Raw genomic sequence first — 18361 nt, forward strand, 5'->3', positions numbered from 1 at the left:
CTTGTTGGTGTCAGGGTGTTGCTGTGTGATGTGGGGTCAAGCGAGGTGCTTGCTGAGGCGCTTCTCGAAGTTCTCCACCAGCCAGCCACCGGGCACGGTGATGACGAGGTAGAGGATGCCGGCGAGGGTGAGCACCTCGAGGTACTCGAAGGTGGATGCACCGATCGAGTAGGCCTGGCTCAGGAGCTCCGGCAGGCCCAGCGTGAAGGCGAGGGAGCTGACCTGCAGGATGAGGATCGCGAAGCCCATGAGGGTGGGCAGCGCGATGCGGAAGCCCTGCGGGATCAGGATGAAGCGCACGATGTCGCCCCGCTTGAGCCCCAGCGCGTCAGCCGCTTCGAGTTCGCCCTCCGGCACGGCGCGCAGGCCGGCACGGATGATCTCACTCGTGTATGCCGAGGTCGTGAGGCCGAGCGCGATGACGGTGGCGGCGAAGGAATCCAGCACCACCCCGGCCTCCGGCAGCCCGAAGTAGACCATCTGGAGCATGACGAGCGCGGGCATCCCTCGCCCGACCTCGACGACGATGATCGTGAGCCAGCGCACAATCGCGTTCCTGGCCGAGGACATGAAGGCGAGCACGAAACCGATCGGGATGCCGACCACGAGGGCAAGCACCGTGACCTGCACGCTCACCCAGAGCCCGGAGAGCAGGCGGGGCAACCATTCGACCCAGTCAGTCAGCAGTTCCATGGTCATGCCCTCCTTCCGAAGCTGAGTTTCTTCTCCAGCCACCGCGAGAGTGCGGCGAGCGGGGTGCCGAGGGCGATGTAGACGGCACCGGCGATGATGAACGGCAGGAGGCCCTCACCCGAGCTGCGGGCACCCTGGCTGGTGACGAACATGATCTCGGCGACACCGATCGTGGAGACGATCGACGAGTCCTTCAGGAGGCTGATGAGCCACGTGACCATGCCGGGGATCGCGACCCGGAACGCCTGCGGGCCGATGACCCGCGAGAACGTTGTCGTGCTCGTGAGCCCGAGGGCGGCGGATGCCTCGAACTGCCCCTGGTGCACGGCCATGAGCCCGCCGCGGTAGATCTCGGCGAGGTGTCCGGCCGAGATGAGCCCGAGGCCCACGATCGCGGCGGGCAGCGGCTCCCAACGGATCAGGTCGGACCCGACACCGAAGAACAGGATGAACACGAACACCACGGGCGGCACGCCGCGGAGAATGTCGATCACGCCCTTCGTGAGCAGGCGCACGATCGCGAAGCGGGAACGCCGGCCGCCCGCGAGTGGCAGGGCGATCACCGCCCCGAGCGCGAACGCCGCGAACGTCACCAGCAGGGTGACGGGCACCGCGCTGAGAATGGCGAGGAAGTGGTCCATCAGCGATCCGTGATGGCCGAGAGGAACTGCTTCGCGCGGGCGGTCTTGGGTGCGGCGAGCAGCTCGCTCGGCACGCCCTCCTCGATGATCGCGCCATCCGCCATCACGATGAGGCGGTCGGCAACCTCGGCCGCGAAGTGAATCTCGTGCGTGACGACGACCATCGTCATGCCCTGGTCGGCGAGGCGACGCATGACCGCGAGCACCTCGAGACCCAGCTCGGGGTCGAGCGCGCTGGTCGGCTCATCGAAGAGCATGATCTGCGGCTCGAGCGCGAGGGCCCGGGCGATCGCGACACGCTGCTGCTGCCCACCGGAGCACTTCTGCGGGAAGTTCTCCATCTTGCTGGCGAGGCCGACGCGCTCCAGCAGGTCGCGCGAGACCTTGTCGGCCTCCTCGCGGCTGCGGCCGAGCACGCGCTCCTGGGGGAAGGAGACGTTGCGCAGCACGTTCATGTGCGGGAAGAGGTTGAACGACTGGAACACCATGCCGACCTTGCGGCGCAGCGCAAGGAGGTCGGCCGACGACACCCGCCCAGCGAAGTCGATGTTGCTGCCGAGCACCTCGAGGGTGCCGGAGTCGGGCACCTCGAGCTGGTTGACGCAGCGCAGCAGCGTGCTCTTGCCCGAACCACTCGGCCCGATGATCGCGACGACCTCGCCGCGCTTGACGTCGAGCGAGACGCCGCCGAGGGCGACATGGTCGCCATACACCTTGCGGATGTCGTTGAGACGGAGGATGGTCTCCCCCGCCTTCGGCTGCGGATCGGTCATGTGGTGGTCCTTCCACGAAGCGCACGGACGGCATCCACGGCGCCCCGCTCGATCGTCGAGATGTGCGTGTCGGTCATTGGGGTCGACAGGGCGAGCAGGCCGTTGGTGCCGAGCATGACGCCGCGCTCGTACGCGGCCCACCAGAGCTCACCGAGGTCGAGTTGTTCACGGATGCGCATGAGCGAGCCGTTGCCGCTCACGGCAATGCCCGCCTGCTCCAGCGCAGTGCGAAGTGCATTACCACGGGCGTTGAGGGATGCGATGGCCTCTTCGTCGAAGAGTGCCATGGCGACTCGGCCCGCTGTCATCGTGATGGGGTTGGCACTGAAGGTGCCGCCCCATCCAACATTACGCTGCCCGAGCGGGTCGAAGACGCCAAGCACGTCCTCCCGGCCGCCGACGGCGCCGACGGGGAAGCCGCCGCCGATGATCTTGCCCGCACTGATGAGGTCCGGCTTCACGCCATAGGTCTGGGCGAGCCCGCCGAAGGCCATCCGCAGGGTGATGACCTCGTCGACGATCATGAGGGCGTCGACGCGACGGGTGGTCTCGCGGACGTGGTCGACGAATGCCTGCTCGGCGGGCACGAGGCCCGCGCGGTTGGGCATGAGGTCGATCAGCACGGCGGCGAGGTCGGAGCCTGCCTCGGCGACGGCCGCATCGAATGCGACACGGTCACCCTGCGGCACCTCGATCACGTCGCTGCGCACCCCGGCGGTGACGCCGGGAGCCGTGACCGAGACCACGGCGTCGGAGGTGCCGTGGTAGCTGCCCTCGAAGCGGATGAGCTTGTCGCGACCCGTGAAGGCCCTCGCTGCACGGATGGCGGTCATGACCGCCTCCGTGCCCGAGTTCGAGAAGCGCCAGCGCTCGTGGCCTGTGCGGGCCGCGAGCATCTCGGCGAGCGTGATCTCCGACTCCGTCGGCAGGCCGAACGCGGTGCCCTGCGCCATGAGCGGGGTGACCGCCGCGGTCACGTCGGGCTGCGCGTGGCCGTGGATGAGCGAGGTGTAGTTGTTGTTGCAGTCGATGACCTCGTGCCCGAGCTGGTCGGTCACGATGGCCCCCTCGCCCTTCACCGCGTAGGGCGGTGCCGGGGGCACGTACAGCGTGGAGCGGGTGTTGCCGCGCGTCATGACCCGCTTCGCCCGTGCGGGTAGCGGGTGCACGAGGTAGTCGTCGCGCTCCGGCACGACGGTCGTCATGCGGCGCTCACGATCGTGCGGTTCTGCTCGCGCATGAAACCGGGCAGGTAGTGGAGGCCGAGGCCGCCCTTGCCTGAGGATCCCGAGAGCTTCCAACCGCAGAAGGACTGCACGCCGGGCCATGCACCCGTCGTCGCGCCGTCGGCACGGTTGGAGTAGAGCACGCCGGCCTCGATCTCGTCGTAGAACTGCTCAACCTCGTCGTCGACCTTGGAGAAGACACCGGCGGAGAGTCCGTAGTCGACCGCGTTGGCCTCAGCCATGGCGGCGTCGAAGCCGTCGACGCGGATGACCGTCAGCACAGGCGCGAAGAGCTCGTCGCGGGTGAGCTGGTGGCCCTGCGGGAGGTTCTCGATGATCACGGGGGCGAAGAAGTTGCCCTCGCGGTCGAGGCGACCGCCCGTGACGATGTTGCCGTCCTTCTTGCCGAGCGCGATCGCCTCGTCGACGCGCGCCGCGATGGCGTCGTCGATGACGGGGCCGAGGTTCGTGCCGCCGTCGATGGGGTCACCGACGACGAGCTGCTCCGCGCGCTCCTTGAGCTTGGCGACGAGCTCGTCAGCGACGGATGCGTCGACGACGACTCGGCGGCACGCGCTGCACTTCTGCCCCGAGAGGCCGAAGGCCGAGCGCACGATGCCCTCAGCGGCGGCGTCGAGGTCAGCGGATGCCGCGACGATGGCCGGGTTCTGGCCGCCCATCTCGGCGAGCACGGGGCGCTGGTAGCCGCGGGGGCCGGGGGTGTTGAAGAGCTGCCATCCGACCTGCGCGGATCCGGTGAAGGCGATGCCGTCGACGTCGCCTGCCGCGAGGGCCTTGCCCACCTCGGCACCACCGTGCACCGTGTTGACGACCCCGGCGGGCAGCTCGGCCGCGATGATGTCGGCGATGATCGCGCTCGAGCGCGGCGTCTTGTCGCTCGGCTTGAGCACGACCGTGTTGCCGGTGACGAGTGCGGCCGACATCATGCCGACCGTGAGGGCGACGGGGAAGTTGAAGGGCGCGATGACGGCGAAGGTGCCGTAGGGCACGAGCACGTCGAGGTTCTTCTCGCGCTCGGTCGACTTCTGCTGCGCCTGGAAGCCGTTGTTGACCTCGAACTGCGTGCAGTAGTGCTCGATCATGTCGAGCACCTCCTGCGCCTCGCCGTAGGCCTCGAGGCGGGTCTTGCCGGTCTCGGCCGAGACGATCGCGGCGATCTGCGTGAGCTGGCGCTCGACCCCGTCGCGGGCGGCGCGGAGCATCACGTTGCGCTCGGCGTAGGGGGTCTTGCGCCAGGCCTTGGCGGCACCGCGGGCTGCGGCGATGGCGGCCTCAACCATCTCTGGGGTCGCAACGTAGGCGGCACCCACGCGGGTCTTCAGCTCGACGGGGTCGATGCGCTCGACGATCGCGTCGGACTCGAGACGCTCCCCGCCGATGAGGTTCTTCTCGATGGGCGAGGGCTCGGAGCGCACGGCAGCGAGTGCCTCTTCGTAGGCGAGGTCGAGCTTCTCATCGCCGAGGCTGGTGGAGGCGTAGTTCACTTTGGCCATGGGGGTGTCTCCTTTGTTTCGGTGCTGCCGGCCGGGCTGCGGTGCAGCGACTGGTCGGCCGGCGTTCGTGCTGCCGGTCAGGCGGCCGAGGGTCCGCTGGGTGGGGGGCTGTCGGGGGACCCTTCAGGGGCGTGCCCGTGCAGGTGCGCGAGCGGTCGCATTCGGATGGGGGTGACCGTGCGACCGGTGGACCCATGCGCCGCAGGGGGTGTCGCGGGCGCAGTGCGGGCTCCGAGCGTGACAACTCTGCACTCTGTGGTCAAAGGGTTCTCCTTGTGAATTGCCGCGTTGCAACTCGGCAGCGTTCTCGGGGCCTCCGGGTTGTGAAAGACTACAGTACTATCGGTTTTAGGCAAGCCTGCGTGAAAACGGCAGGAATTCACACGACCGAAACACGCACAAGGGCGCTATTTCGGCACGCCTGAAAACGGCGAGAACGGATGCTGCGGCGCGGTCCCGTCGGCAAGAGAACGCGACGAATGCACCCCAAAAGGGGTGATGCCGCGAAGCGGGGACTCTGCTCGATCAGCCCTGTTCGAGCCGCGCGGCGAACCAGCCGTGCACGCCCGTCGCGATCCGCTCACCCACACTCGCGCCCGTGCGACGCAGGAAGGGCTCCAACAGCAGGCCGGGGCTGAGCAGCGGGCGGTTCGACGCCACCACCCGGTCTTCGTCATCGACCAGCACGACATCACCGTGCGGGCGCAGCGCCGCAGCAAGGGCATCCGTCACCGCCACGACGTTGAGGTCGGCGGCGACGACGCCCAGGAACTCGCCCTCGTGCGTGAGTCCGAGCGAGGCCGTGATGGCGTGGTCATCGGTGCCCCAGGCGTCAATGAAGGGGCCCACGATGGCGAGGCCCTCCGAGTCACGCGCGGCCCGGAACCACCGCGAGCCGAGGTAGTTGTAGTACGAATCTGACTCGGGGTTGAAGACGTGCTGCTTGCGGGCCACGCGACCCTCCTCGGCGCGCCACCAGAGCATGCCCGAGTCATCCGCCTGCTCACACGACCACACGAGGCCCGTGCCCTCGACCATGTGGGAGCGGCCAAGCACATCGACACACAGCGACTCAAGGCTCGCCGCCATGGCCGCGACGTGCTCGGCCCCGTAGCGCCCCTCGGCCCGCAGCGCGAGTGCGCCTTCTGCGAGCTCGTGCAGGTCATCCCGCACGATCGCGACGACCGCGTCGACATCCGCCGCAAGGCCCCCGCCGTTGCCTGCCCTGCGTTCGCCATCGCCGCTCATGCGCTCGCCCTCCGTGAGACCTCGTGATGCAATTCCAGGATGCGGTCGCCGACGTGGCCGAGCAGCGCCTCGATCAGTGCGTGCGTCCCCTCGGCGTCCCGCGCCGAGACCGCCTCGAGCAGCGCGAGCGAGCGCTCGGCCACAGCGGAGCGGTGCTCCCCCGAGCGGAACACGAGCATCGCGTGGGGCGCATACTCCACCTGCGACGCGATCGCCGCTCGGCTCAGGCGCGCCGAGCGCGAACTCGCCGCCAACTCGATCAAGAATCGCGAGTGCGCTCGCCTCGCCGCCATCGCGTTCGAGGCCTCGCCGAAGCTCTCGAGCGTCATCGACAACGACTGCGTGTCCTGGGCGGATGCGCGCTCCGCAGCCAGCACGGCCGCCTGCGAGAGGATCGCCACCTGCCAGTCGAGCAGGTCGCGCACCTCGATCACGCTGAGGGCCGCGAGCGAACGCTCGAAGTAACCCATGTTCGATTCGTCGGGCGCGATCACGAAGGTGCCGCCGGAGCGGCCGCGCGTCGTATGCACGAGCCCCTCCTCGCGCACGACCTTGAGCGCATCCCGCAGGGTCACTGGCGAGATCGACAGCTGGGCAGCCAGGTCGACCTCGTTGGGTAGCTGCTCGCCGTTGGCATAGATGCCGAGCGTGATGGCGGAACGGATGCGACTCACGACCGTCTCGGTGCGCCCCGGCTCCGTGAGCGGCGCGAAGAGCACGCGGCGCGTCAGGGTCGTGAGTGAGTCAGACATGGCGGTTACACCCTAGCGACCTGCGAAGAATGCCCCCGTCGTGCGCGCGAGCGCCCAGAGGTCGTCCACGTGGGCGAGCTCGCGGGCCGAGTGCATCGACAGCAGGGGCACGCCCACATCGACGACCCGGATGCCGAGGCGCGTCGCGGTGAGCGGTCCGATGGTCGAGCCGCACGGCACCGTGTTGTTCGACACGAATGCCTGCACGCTCGCGCCCGCCGCCTCTGCGAGGCGCGACCACAGGGCGGAACCGTGGGCATCCGATGCGTACTTCTGGTTGGCGTTGAGCTTGAGGAGCGTGCCGCCACCCGCGATGGGCCGGTTGTTCGGGTCGTGCCGCTCGGCGTAGTTGGGGTGCACGGCGTGGCCCGCGTCGGCCGAGACGCACCACGACTCGGCGTAGGCGCGACGGCGGTCCTCGGCGTTGCCCTTCAGCGCACCGCCGATGCGGGCGAGGATGTCATTGAGCAGCGGCCCCGAGGCACCAGAGCGCGAGTTCGACCCCAGTTCCTCATGGTCGAAGGCCGCGAGCATGCTGATGTGCCCCTTGGCGGGCTTGGCGTTGAGCAGGGCGTGCAGGCCTGCAAAGACCGAGCTCAGGTTGTCGAGGCGGCCGGCCGCGAAGAGTTTCTCCCCCACGCCGAAGCGCGCGGGCGGGTTCGTGTCGGCGGTGAGCACGTCGAAGCCCGCGACCTGTGCGACGCTCACGCCCGCGGCATCCGCCAGCGACCGCAGGATGTCTCCCCCGTCGGCCTCGACGCCGAAGACAGGCTGCACGTGCTGCTGCTTGTCGAGCTTGAGCCCGTCGTTGACCCCTCGGTCAAGGTGGATCGCGAGCTGCGGGATGCGCGCGAACGGGCCCGTGCGGGCGAGGTGCTCGCGGCCGTCGCGCGTGACGAGCCGGCCCGCGAACTCGAGCTCGCGGTCGAGCCACGAGTTCAGCAGCGGCCCGCCATAGACCTCGACGGATGCCTGGCTCCACCCATTGCTCGTCGTGCCACCGTTCGGCTTGAGCTTGAAGCCGGGCGAATCGGTGTGCGCGCCCAGGATGCGGAACGGCGTCGTCGCGGTCGCCCCCGCCGGCTGCACCCACGCCACGATCGCACCGTCGCGGATGACGAAACGCTTGCCCGCCTTCGACGGCCACGCCGCCGACTCATCGAGCCGCGTGAAGCCGGCGGCCTCGAGCATCCGCCCCGCCTCTGCTGCCGCGTGATAGCTCGACGGCGACGCGGCGATGTACCGGGCGAGATCGGCGATGTAGCGTTCGGCATCCGTCATGGGTCTATCCAAGCACGCGCCCTCTGGCCAAGCGTCCAAACGCCGCCGCACGCGCGCCCGCTTGGCGCAGCCCGAGCAACAGAAAAGCGGATGCCCGCGCCCCCGCTCCCCTAGCGTGGCCCCGATCACACTCGACGACGAGCAGGAGATACGCATGGCATACACCGCGATCCGACCCGAGGTGCTGAAGGCGGCCTTCGAGACCATCCCCGCCGACACCCCGTTCCTCATGCTGAACATGCTGAGGTTCCGCGAGAAGGCGCAGTACGACGGCCAGGAGAGCGAGCTCAGCGGGCGCGACGCCTACGGCCTCTACGGCAAGCAGGCGCGCGCCTACCTCGCCAAGACCAACGCGGAGGTCGTCATCATGGGACCGGCCCACGGCACCGTCATCGGCCCCGAGGACGAGCACTGGGACGTCGTCATGTTCGTGCGTTACCCCTCGATCGCCGCCTTCGTCGCCATGGCGAACGACCCCGAGTACGCCGAGATCGCGAAGCACCGGGAGGCGGCCCTCGCAGACTCGCGCCTCATCCCGGTGCTCGCGTAGCGCTGCTTCTCGGCCTCTGGCCTCCGACCTCCGACCTCCGGGCCAACGCAACGTCGGAGATTCGGCAGACACGCCGTCGGGACAGCATCCACGCGCGGCGTGTCGCCAAATCTCCGAACTTGCGTGAGCGGACCGGCACCACGGCGGCCGAAGCTACAGTTTCTTGCCCGGGTTGAGCAGACCCTCCGGGTCGAAGGCTCGCTTGACCTCACGCTGGAGCGCGCGCAGCGTCGGGCCGAGTTCGGCGTCGAGGTGGGCCTGCTTGAGGGTTCCGATGCCGTGCTCCCCCGAGCTCGTGCCGCCGAGCGACACCGCAAGGCCGATGACCTGTTGATACGTCTCGTTGGCGAGCGCGACGGATGCGACATCCGCCGGGTTGAACGCGACGATAGGGTGCAGGTTGCCGTCGCCGATGTGACCGGCGGTCGCGATGGGCATGCCCATGCGTTCCGCGATCTCGTCGATGCCGTCGAGCAGCTCGGTGAGGCGTGAGCGCGGCACGGAGACGTCTTCGTTGAGGCTTGCCCCCGCGACCGCGCGCATCGCTCCGTGCAGGGCGCGCCGCGAGGCCATGATCGCTTCGACGCCCGCTTTGTCGCGCCCGATCTCGACCGTTGTCGCCCCGCAGAAGGCGGCGATGGCCGCATACTCGTTGGCATCGCCCGTCGTGCGGCCCGGCTCGTCGGACTGCACGATGAGCACCGCCTCGGCATCCGCCGGCAGGGTCGCGGTCGGCTCGAAGGCGCTGATGGCGGCGATGCTGCCCCGGTCGAGGAACTCCAGGATGCTCGGCCGCCGCTCTGACGCCATGATGACGTCGGCCGCCGCGAGCGCCGCCTGCCGGGCTGGGAAGGCGGCGAGCACGCCGACGGGCTCGGCGGGTCGCGGCAGCAGGGCCACCGTCACCTCGGTGACGATTCCGAGCGTGCCCTCGGACCCCACCATGAGCGCCGTGAGGTCGAGGCCCGACACCCCCTTGACCGTGCGGCGTCCCGTGCGCACGACGTCGCCGTTTGCAAGCACGACCGTCAGGCCGCGCACGAAGTCGCGCGTGACGCCGTACTTGACGCAGCGCATCCCGCCCGCGTTGGTCGCGACGTTGCCCCCGATGGTCGAGATCTGCCACGAGCCGGGGTCGGGCGGGTAGAAGAGCCCGACCTGCTCGACCGCCGTCGCGAGGTCGTAGGTGAGCACGCCCGCCTCCACGGTCGCGACCTGGTCGGCGACATCGATCGAGAGGATGCCGGTCATGTGTTCGAGGCTCAGCACGAGGCATCCGTCGACCGCGTTCGCCCCGCCTGCGAGCCCGGATCGGGCCCCCTGCGGCACGATCGGCACGCCGTGTTTTGCTGCAAGCCGCACAACGGATGCGACCTGCTCGGTCGAGCTGGGAAAGGCCGCCGCGAGCGGCACGCCGACCCCCGTGCCGTCAGACAGGTCGCGGTCGAAGGGCAAAGCGGCGTCGCCCGCGAGGAGTTGCTCGGGCGCGAGAAGTGCAGAGAGGTCATCGATCAGGGATGGAGCCATGCCTCCATCTTTTCGCACGGTCGAAGGTGGCCTGTTCGCCCGGAGCCTGCACTGTGCACTCGAGTGGCCAAAGATTGCGCCAAAACGTCGCGGGAAGGCGAAAGATTGGCCACTCGCGGGAGACGAGAGCGCAGGGCGGGACGGATCGGTGCGGCTAGCGCTCGACGAGGATGCCGTCCTCGTCGCTCCAGAGCGTGCGGCCCGGCGTGAAGGTGACCCCGCCGAACTCGATAGGAACGTCGAGGTCTCCGACCCCGTCTTTCGCACTCTTGCGCGGGTTGCTGCCGAGCGCCTTCACGCCGAGCGCGAGGCTCGAGATCTCGACCCTGTCGCGGATCGCCCCGTTGATGACGACACCCGCCCAGCCGTTCTCGACCGCGGCCGCCGCGATCATGTCACCCATGAGCGCCGACTCGAGCGAGCCCCCACCGTCGACCACGAGCACGGCGCCGTCGCCCGGCGAGTTGAGCACCTGCTTCACGAGCCCGTTGTCGCGGTGGCAGCGGATCGTGCGGATCGGCCCCGTGAATCGGGCGTGCCCGCCCAGGTTCTGCAGCTGCAGGCTGAGCGACTGCAGCGCCTCCTCGTGCTCGTCGTACAGGTCGGCCGTCGTGAAGTCAGTCATTGCTTCGTCCTATCCGAAGGGGTCGGGCGTGAGCGTGTACTTGGGTGAGAGGTACTCGTGGATGCCCTCGAAGCCGCCCTCACGTCCGAGGCCCGATTGCTTGACACCGCCGAAAGGCGCCGCCGCGTTCGAGAGCACGCCCACGTTGAGGCCCATCATGCCGGTGTCGATCGAGTCGATCAGTCGCTGGCCGCGCGCGAGGTCCTTCGTGAAGACGTAGCCGACGAGTCCGTACTCGGTGTCGTTGGCCATGCGCACCGCCTCCTCCTCGTCACGGAAGGTCACGATCGACATGACCGGGCCGAAGATCTCGTCCCGCAGGATGTCGCTGCCGGGCTTCACACCGCTGATGACGGTCGGCTCGAAGAAGGTGCCCTTGCCCTCGATCGGCTTGCCGCCCGTATGCAGGGTCGCGCCGCGCTCGACCGCGTCGGTGACGAGGGCGGATGCCTTGCCCACCGCCTTCTCGTCGATGAGGGGACCGATCGTGACGCCCTCCTCGGTGCCGCGGCCGACACGGAAGCCGTTGACCTTCTCCGTGACGCGGCGGGCGAACTCCTCGGCGACCGACTCGTGCACGATGAAGCGGTTGCCCGCCGTGCAGGCCTGGCCGATGTTGCGGAACTTCGCGAGCATCGCACCCTCGACCGCCTTGTCGAGGTCTGCGTCGTCGAAGACGATGAAGGGGGCGTTGCCGCCGAGCTCCATGGACGTGCGCAGCACCTTGTCGGCCGCCTGCTTCATGAGCGAGACACCGACCGGGGTCGAACCAGTGAAGGAGAGCTTGCGCAGGCGGTCATCGCCGAGGATCGGCTCCGAGACGGCGCTCGAGCTCGACGAGGTCAGCACGTTGACGACACCCTTCGGCAGGCCCGCCTCCTCCAGCAGCGTGACGAAGAAGAGGGTCGTGAGGGGCGTCAGCTGCGCCGGCTTGATGATGACGGTGCAGCCCGCCGCGAGCGCGGGGCCCACCTTGCGGGTCGCCATCGCGAGGGGGAAGTTCCACGGGGTGATGAGGTAGCAGGGGCCGACGGGGCGCTGCGACACGATCATGCGACCGGTGCCCTCGGGGTTGGTCGCGTAGCGGCCCGAGATGCGCACGGCCTCCTCGCTGAACCAGCGAAGGAACTCTCCCCCGTAGGTGACCTCGCCCTGCGCCTCCGCGAGCGGCTTGCCCATCTCGAGCGTCATGAGCAGGGCCACATCATCGCGGCGTTCCATCATGAGGTCGAAGGCCTTGCGCAGGATCTCGCCGCGCACACGCGGGGCCGTCGCGGCCCACTCCGCCTGGGCGCCCGCCGCGGCATCCATGGCGGCTCGGGCGTCGTCGGCCGTGGCATCCGCGATTCGCTTGATGACCTCGCCCGTCGCGGGGTCGCGCACATCGAGCGTGGCGCCGCCGGATGCTGCGCGCCACTCTCCTGCGATGAACAGGCCGTCGGGCACCGACTCGAGAAGGGTTGATTCGTGCGTCATTGCAGCCTCCAGAGATTCTGTCGGGACGAGGGGGCGCTCAGCCGTGAGCTCGGCGCCCGGCCGAGCCTCGGCACCGCTCGAAAGCGTAGCGCAACGGCCCGGTACCGGCCCGTACCGCTCTGGTACCGCCCTCTAGGCCTGTCCCACCGTGGCGCGCCCACTCACGCAGTAGAGGTTCTCGCCCATCTGCTTCGCGGCATACATGGCGTCATCGGCGTTGGCGATGAGGGTCTCAGCCGACTCGCCATCCATGCGCACGGCGATGCCGACGCTGACGGCGGCGCGCAACTGGTACCCGTCGACCACGAAGGGCTGCTCGAGGCCGTCGATGATGCGGCGGGCGACGACCTCGGCCTCCCCCTCCTCGCGCAGTTCCGGCAGCAGGACGATGAACTCGTCGCCGCCCTGGCGGGCGAGGGTGTCGCTGTTGCGGAGGCATCCGCGCAGCCTGTCGGAGATCTGCCGCAGGAACTCATCGCCGACCGCATGCCCGTAGTCGTCGTTGACCTCCTTGAAGCCGTCGAGGTCAAGGAACATGACCGCAAGCGGCGTGAGGCGCCGGTCGGCCGTGCTGATCGCGAGCTCGAGACGGTCTGCGAGCACGCGCCGGTTCGGCAGGCCCGTGAGCTCGTCGAGGAAAGCGAGACGGCGGATCTCCTCCTGGTACTCACGGATCTCGGTGATGTCGCGGAACACGATGACGGCACCGTCGATCCGCTCGTCGACGACGAGCGGCGCGGCACTCACACCGACGTGGATGGCGCTGCCGTCGGCGCGCTGGAAGACCTCGTCCTCGCTTCGGAACGTGACGCCCGTGCGGGCCACCGCGAGCAGCTCGCATTCGGCCTTCTCAACGTGGTGCTCCGGGTGGCTGTGGAAGAGCTCGTGCGAGACGCGGCCGAGCATCTGCTCGCGGGTCCAGCCGAGCATCCGTTCGCTCTCGGGGTTCACGTCGGTGATGCGGCCATCGGGGTCGATCACGACGAGGCCCTCGCCGAGGGTGTCCCTGATCGCCTCGAGGCGCGTCTTGGCCTCGCGGATCGACCGGCGGAACTGCCGCTTGGAGATGAGGGTGTGCGTCGCGAGGCCCGTGACGGTCGCAAGGGCGATGAGGCCGAAGATGAAGATCGCGGTGGTCGCGGCATCGCGTGTGATCGAGGCGGAGGGCAGCGCTGCTGCCGGCACGAACGACACCACCTTGAGGGCATTCGGATGCTCGTGCGTCTCTGCCTCGTGAGTCTCGCCACTCAGTCGCACCTGGGCATGCTCCGGGTATGCCGTGCTGAAGGCATACAGTCCCTCGCTGGTCATGGCGTGCCCCGAGTCGCTCGCTGAGATGGTCTCCCAGGCCTCGGGGTGACGCTCGGCGAATGAGGGCCCGGCAGACATGAAGCTGAACGAGTCGGCGTCGCTCGGTCCCGCGATGTAACCGCCCGCCGCATTGAGCAGCAGGTACCCCTCGGAGCCGATGATCTGGCGGGCTTGCTCCACGAGGCGGAACCCGTCGATGTCGACGACCACGCTCCCCGCCCGCGCGCCCGTGCTGTTGCCGAGCGCCGCGAACACCCGCATGAGGGGTTGCTGGGGCTCAGCGATGGCGCCTGTGGCATCGACCTCGAGATCGAGGCGCGTGACGTGGGTGTCGCCGGGCTCGAGGTCGCGTGTTTCGGCATAGAAGTAGTGCTTCGATCGGTCCTGCAACCGAGCGGTGGGCACACGCTCCACGCCGCCCTCCGTGCGTCGCACCGCGAGCTGTTCCCTGCCGGTTTCGTCGATGTACCGGATCTGCCTGATCGACGGCTTGTTGGTGACCTGCGCTTGGAAGACACTCGCGGCCGAACTGAGGGTGCGCTCGGAGATATCCTCGGCGAGACTCCGGACGGCGCGGGATGTCACGGCGACGCGCGCATCAGAAGCCGCCGTGTCGATCGACGACTCGATGGAACTCGCCGCAAGGTCGACGCGGGCGCTCTCGGCCGCGTTGACCTCGACAGAGTCAACCGCGTGCTGAGTGTGGAGCCGCCCGACGAAGATGGCCGTGTACGCGACGGCCAAGAGGATGAACGCTGCGAAAAACGGGAAGATCACCGAGCGTACACTGGCGCGGTGCTGGCCTGCGAAGAAGGGGGTGCGCCACACGGATCGCCTCGCCCGACTAGGGGGGAATTGGGCGGGCTTCACGTGTGGCACGCTCAGATTCTAGTCCCCCAAATTACCGACAGACAGCTTCGTCTACCTATGCCGGGTGGACCCAATACAGGGCACAGGGCGTCGGTGGGTGATGACAGGGTGGAACCATGACCGACGACCTGCGCGCATCCGCCCTCTCCGTACTCCGCACGCTCGTCGGCCGACCGGACGCCGATTTTCACGAGGGCCAGTACGAGGCGATCGCGACGCTCGTCGACGGTCGGCGGCGGGCACTCGTCGTGCAGCGCACAGGATGGGGCAAGTCGGCCGTCTACTTCGTCGCAACCCTGCTGCTGCGCCAGCGCGGTGCGGGGCCGACCGTGCTCGTGTCGCCGCTGCTCGCCCTCATGCGAGACCAGATCGCCGCGGCATCCCGTGCCGGCGTGAGGGCCGTCGCGATCAACTCGACCAACGCACACGAGTGGGGCGATGTGCTGGGCGCGCTCGAACGCGACGAGGTCGACGTGCTGCTCGTCTCACCAGAGCGACTCAACAACCCGTCGTTCAGGGAGCAACAGTTGCCGGCGCTCGTGCGGCGAATCGGGATGCTCGTGGTCGACGAGGCCCACTGCATCAGCGACTGGGGGCACGACTTCCGGCCCGACTACCGCCGCCTGCGCGACCTCATCGCCGACATGCCACCCGGAGTGCCCGTGCTCGCGACCACCGCGACCGCGAACAGCAGGGTCGTGGCGGATGTCGCAGAGCAGCTTGTGGCTGTCGAAGACAGGGCTGGCTCCGACGTCGTCACGATCCGCGGCCCGCTCGCCCGGGCATCCCTTCGCCTCGGCGTGCTGCGCCTGCCCGACTCGAAGTCGCGGCTCGCATGGCTGCTCACGCACCTCGACTCGCTGCCCGCCTCCGGCATCATCTACGCGCTCACGGTGTCTGCTGCAGAGGACACCGCGCGCCTGCTGCGTGACGCCGGGCACGACGTGCGCGCCTATACGGGCCAGACCGACCCGGCCGAGCGAGAGGAACTCGAGGGCCGCCTCAAACGCAACGAGGTGAAGGCCCTCGTCGCGACGAGCGCACTCGGCATGGGCTTCGACAAGCCCGACCTGGGCTTCGTGCTGCACCTGGGCGCCCCCTCCTCCCCCGTCGCCTACTACCAGCAGGTGGGCCGCGCCGGTCGCGCGACCGAGAACGCCGACGTGCTCCTCCTCCCCGGGCGGGAGGACCCCGACATCTGGCAATACTTCGCGACCGCGTCCATGCCCTCGCAGGAGCGCGCCGAGACCGTCATCGCCGCCCTCGATGTTGACACGCCCACCTCGACGCCCGCGCTCGAGGCGCGCGTCAACATCCGCCGCACGCCGCTCGAGCTCCTGCTCAAGGTGCTCGACGTCGATGGGGCGGTGCGTCGCGTGCAGGGCGGCTGGGTCGCGACCGGCCAGCCGTGGACCTACGACGCCGAACGCTACGAGCGCATCGCTGCCGAACGCGTCGCCGAGCAGCAGCACATGATCGAGTACGAGCGCACGGATGGCTGCCGCATGGAGTTCCTGCAGCGCTCGCTCGATGACGAGACGGCGCAGCCGTGCGGGCGCTGCGACAACTGCGCCGGGCCCTGGTACCCCACGGATGTCGCCGACTCGGCCGCGGCGAGCGCCGCAACCTCACTCGACCGGGTCGGCGTGCCGCTCGAACCGCGCGCCCAGTGGCCGACGGGCGCCGACCGGCTCGGCCTCCCCGTCAAGGGCCGCATCGCCGCGGACGAACGGATGCTCGAGGGCCGCGCCCTCGCCCGGCTCACCGACCTCGGCTGGGGCAACACGCTGCGGGAGATCTTCGCGGCCGGGGCGACGGATGCACCCGCCTCCCCCGCGCTCATCGAGGCGTGCGTGCGCGTGCTCGCCGACTGGGGTTGGGAGGAGCGGCCTGCCGCCATCGTGACGGTGCCGTCGCGGTCGCGGCCGCAACTCGTGGCATCCGTTGCGGCGGGGCTTTCCGCCGCCGGCCGCCTTCCACACCTCGGCTCGCTCTCGATTGAGGGCGGCGGGCCGGAGGGTGAACCCGGCGGCAACAGCGCCTACCGGCTTGCCGGGGTCTGGGACAGGTTCGTGGTGCCGCCAGCCCTCGCCGATGACCTCGCGGGTCTCGCGGACGTCAAGCCAGGCGCGCCCGTGCTGCTGATCGACGACCTCGCCGACAGCCGCTGGACGCTCACGGTCGCCGCCCGCGCGCTGCGGCGGGGCGGGGCATCCGGGGTGTTGCCGTTCGTGTTGGCGCTGCGCGGCTGAGCGTCCACGACTACTCTCGGCCCATGGACTCAGCGCTCAGGCCCCACGCCGACGTCTCCGTCGGGCAGTGGGTGCTCGATGCCGTCGGCGAGTGGGATTGGACGGCCGGCCTGCGCTGGCTCGTGCCGCCGATCTACGAGGCATACGCACGCATCCTGCACCCGGCGTCCGGCCAACAGCTGAGGTGGAGCGGAGACAGGGTCAGCGGAGAAGAACAACGGATGCGCTGGCGCGAGGTCGCCGCCCGGGAGGGCACCACGCTGCATCCGCTCGCCCAGTGGGGCCTGCTGATCGCAGGCTCGACCCGGCCCAGCTTCGGGGAGGACGGCTGGCAGTACGGCGACCCGGAGCAGGGGCGCATGGACCTGGACGAGCTCGCGGCCGTCACGGAGATGCTCTCGCGCCACACCTCGACACCCGGCGAGTGCTTCGCCGCGGTCTGGGAGGGATGGGGCGAGCTCCACACCACTCGCATCCGCTACAGTGCGGCGGCGTGGGCGCCGGCACCGGAACTGGAGACGTACGGGTACGTGCCCCTGTCGGCGATGCCGGCATCGATGAGAGGCCCAGAAGCCGAACCGCGCCAGCATCCGGCGATCGAGGCGGCCTGGTACAACGACCGCTTCGAGCTGCCCCACCGCGAATCGCTCCTCTTCGCGTGCGACCTGCGTGCATTCGCCGACACGGCTTGGCCCGCGAGAAGCGGACTCGACTCGACCGGCAACTCATTGACGCCCATGGCACTCTGGCCGAGCGACCGCGCGTGGTACCTCGCGAGCGAGATCGACTTCGACTCGACCATCGTGGGCGGCAGCCGCGCCCTGGTCGACGAACTGCTGCGGCTGGGCGACACGGATGTCGCGGAGGTGCTCGAGATCTCGATCGATGCCGACCTCACGACCGAGGGCGATCGCCTCAACTGAGCCGGGACGCACGGCGGGATGCTCGTCTTTGACACTTGTAAAAGACCTGCCGCTTCCCTAGGGTGCCCCTATGGGCAGCGCCGCCAGCAGCACCGTCACTCCGACGGAACGATCGACAGACCCGAGGGCCGAGCGTTCTCGTGCGCTGCTGCTCGACGCGGCCATCCGTCTCGTCTCCGAGCGGGGCACGACCGACATTCCCCTCACCGAGCTGGTGCGCGAGGCCGGGGTCAGTCGACAGGTCGCCTACCTGCACTACGCCGACCGCGACGCGCTCGTCGTCGAGTCGGCCCTGCATCTCATGCGTACGGAACTCACGAGCGCGACCCCCACGACGAGCGCCCGCGAGGCCGTCGAGCGTGTGACCGCCCACTTCGCCGCACACCGCACCTTCTACCGCGCGATCTTCACCGGACCCTGCTGCTACGCCTTCACCGAGCGGATGCTCGCACTCCTGCGCCCCTTCACCCTCCTCCTCGTTCCGCACGTCGAGGGCCAGACGCAGCTCGACGCCGCCGAGTTCCTCGCGGGAGGCGCGGGCGCGATCATCTCGCGCTGGGTGATCGACCCGGATGACGCATCCACTCCCCTGCAGATCGCCGACCGCATCACGGCCGCCCGCCAGGCAATCATTGCGATGCCGCAGGCCCCGCCCAACTAGCCCCGACACGCACCACCTCAGAAAGCACCACCCGACAC

16 protein-coding genes are annotated in these 18361 nt (G+C 69.2%); 4 read left to right on the plus strand and 12 right to left on the minus strand.

What is annotated here, in order from left to right; genetic code table 11:
* Positions 1–36 precede the first annotated feature (36 nt).
* The 8 genes from ACIQK7_RS02730 to ACIQK7_RS02765 form a co-directional block, all read right to left on the minus strand.
* Complete coding sequence (locus ACIQK7_RS02730) at positions 37–693, minus strand: amino acid ABC transporter permease (protein ID WP_403021014.1); 657 nt, start codon at positions 691–693, stop codon at positions 37–39.
* Positions 694–695: 2 nt separating this feature from the next.
* Positions 696–1334: an amino acid ABC transporter permease gene (locus ACIQK7_RS02735; protein WP_403021017.1), complete on the minus strand. Its 639-nt coding sequence runs from the start codon at positions 1332–1334 to the stop codon at positions 696–698.
* Complete coding sequence (locus ACIQK7_RS02740) at positions 1334–2107, minus strand: amino acid ABC transporter ATP-binding protein (protein WP_403021020.1); 774 nt, start codon at positions 2105–2107, stop codon at positions 1334–1336. The genes ACIQK7_RS02735 and ACIQK7_RS02740 overlap by 1 nt, the downstream gene beginning before the upstream one ends.
* Positions 2104–3312 (minus strand): aspartate aminotransferase family protein, encoded by a 1209-nt coding sequence (locus tag ACIQK7_RS02745; RefSeq protein ID WP_403021021.1) that lies wholly within the window; start codon positions 3310–3312, stop codon positions 2104–2106. Before ACIQK7_RS02745 ends, ACIQK7_RS02740 begins: the two co-directional genes overlap by 4 nt.
* The gene (locus ACIQK7_RS02750; protein WP_403021024.1) at positions 3309–4847 is read right to left on the minus strand and encodes an aldehyde dehydrogenase family protein; all 1539 of its coding nucleotides are present in this window, start codon (positions 4845–4847) and stop codon (positions 3309–3311) included. Before ACIQK7_RS02750 ends, ACIQK7_RS02745 begins: the two co-directional genes overlap by 4 nt.
* 525 nt (positions 4848–5372) lie before the next feature.
* Complete coding sequence (locus tag ACIQK7_RS02755) at positions 5373–6095, minus strand: cache domain-containing protein (RefSeq protein WP_403021027.1); 723 nt, start codon at positions 6093–6095, stop codon at positions 5373–5375.
* Positions 6092–6847 carry a FadR/GntR family transcriptional regulator gene (locus ACIQK7_RS02760; RefSeq protein WP_403021030.1) on the minus strand — a complete coding sequence of 252 codons (756 nt, stop codon included), beginning with the start codon at positions 6845–6847 and terminating at the stop codon, positions 6092–6094. The genes ACIQK7_RS02755 and ACIQK7_RS02760 overlap by 4 nt, the downstream gene beginning before the upstream one ends.
* 12 nt (positions 6848–6859) lie before the next feature.
* A complete protein-coding gene (locus ACIQK7_RS02765; protein ID WP_403021033.1) occupies positions 6860–8128 on the minus strand; it encodes a M18 family aminopeptidase in 1269 nt (422 codons plus the stop codon).
* Between the two features lie 154 nt (positions 8129–8282).
* On the opposite strand from ACIQK7_RS02765, the gene ACIQK7_RS02770 reads away from it, so the two are divergent.
* Positions 8283–8678, plus strand: coding sequence for a DUF1330 domain-containing protein (locus ACIQK7_RS02770; RefSeq protein ID WP_403021035.1), 396 nt, complete (start codon positions 8283–8285; stop codon positions 8676–8678).
* A gap of 153 nt (positions 8679–8831) precedes the next feature.
* Here ACIQK7_RS02770 and ACIQK7_RS02775 read toward each other — a convergent pair whose 3' ends face one another.
* From ACIQK7_RS02775 to ACIQK7_RS02790, 4 genes are all read right to left on the minus strand, one after another.
* Entirely contained in the window at positions 8832–10205 is a 1374-nt protein-coding gene (locus tag ACIQK7_RS02775) for an FAD-binding oxidoreductase (protein ID WP_403021038.1), read from the minus strand.
* Between the two features lie 154 nt (positions 10206–10359).
* On the minus strand, positions 10360–10830 hold the full coding sequence (rraA, locus tag ACIQK7_RS02780) for a ribonuclease E activity regulator RraA (RefSeq protein ID WP_403021041.1): 471 nt from the start codon (positions 10828–10830) through the stop codon (positions 10360–10362).
* A 9-nt stretch (positions 10831–10839) separates the two neighbouring features.
* A complete protein-coding gene (locus ACIQK7_RS02785) occupies positions 10840–12306 on the minus strand; it encodes an NAD-dependent succinate-semialdehyde dehydrogenase (RefSeq protein WP_403021044.1) in 1467 nt (488 codons plus the stop codon).
* 132 nt (positions 12307–12438) lie between these two features.
* Positions 12439–14394, minus strand: coding sequence for a diguanylate cyclase domain-containing protein (locus ACIQK7_RS02790; protein ID WP_403021047.1), 1956 nt, complete (start codon positions 14392–14394; stop codon positions 12439–12441).
* A gap of 209 nt (positions 14395–14603) precedes the next feature.
* On the opposite strand from ACIQK7_RS02790, the gene ACIQK7_RS02795 reads away from it, so the two are divergent.
* The 3 genes from ACIQK7_RS02795 (at position 14604) to ACIQK7_RS02805 (ending at position 18323) form a co-directional block, all read left to right on the plus strand.
* Complete coding sequence (locus tag ACIQK7_RS02795) at positions 14604–16739, plus strand: RecQ family ATP-dependent DNA helicase (RefSeq protein WP_403021050.1); 2136 nt, start codon at positions 14604–14606, stop codon at positions 16737–16739.
* 23 nt (positions 16740–16762) lie between these two features.
* Complete coding sequence (locus ACIQK7_RS02800) at positions 16763–17662, plus strand: hypothetical protein (protein WP_403021052.1); 900 nt, start codon at positions 16763–16765, stop codon at positions 17660–17662.
* A gap of 70 nt (positions 17663–17732) precedes the next feature.
* Positions 17733–18323 (plus strand): TetR/AcrR family transcriptional regulator, encoded by a 591-nt coding sequence (locus ACIQK7_RS02805; RefSeq protein WP_403021054.1) that lies wholly within the window; start codon positions 17733–17735, stop codon positions 18321–18323.
* Positions 18324–18361 lie beyond the last annotated feature (38 nt).

The sequence above is a fragment of the Salinibacterium sp. GXW1014 genome (assembly GCF_044769865.1).
In the GTDB taxonomy this organism is placed as follows: Bacteria; Actinomycetota; Actinomycetes; order Actinomycetales; family Microbacteriaceae; genus Homoserinimonas.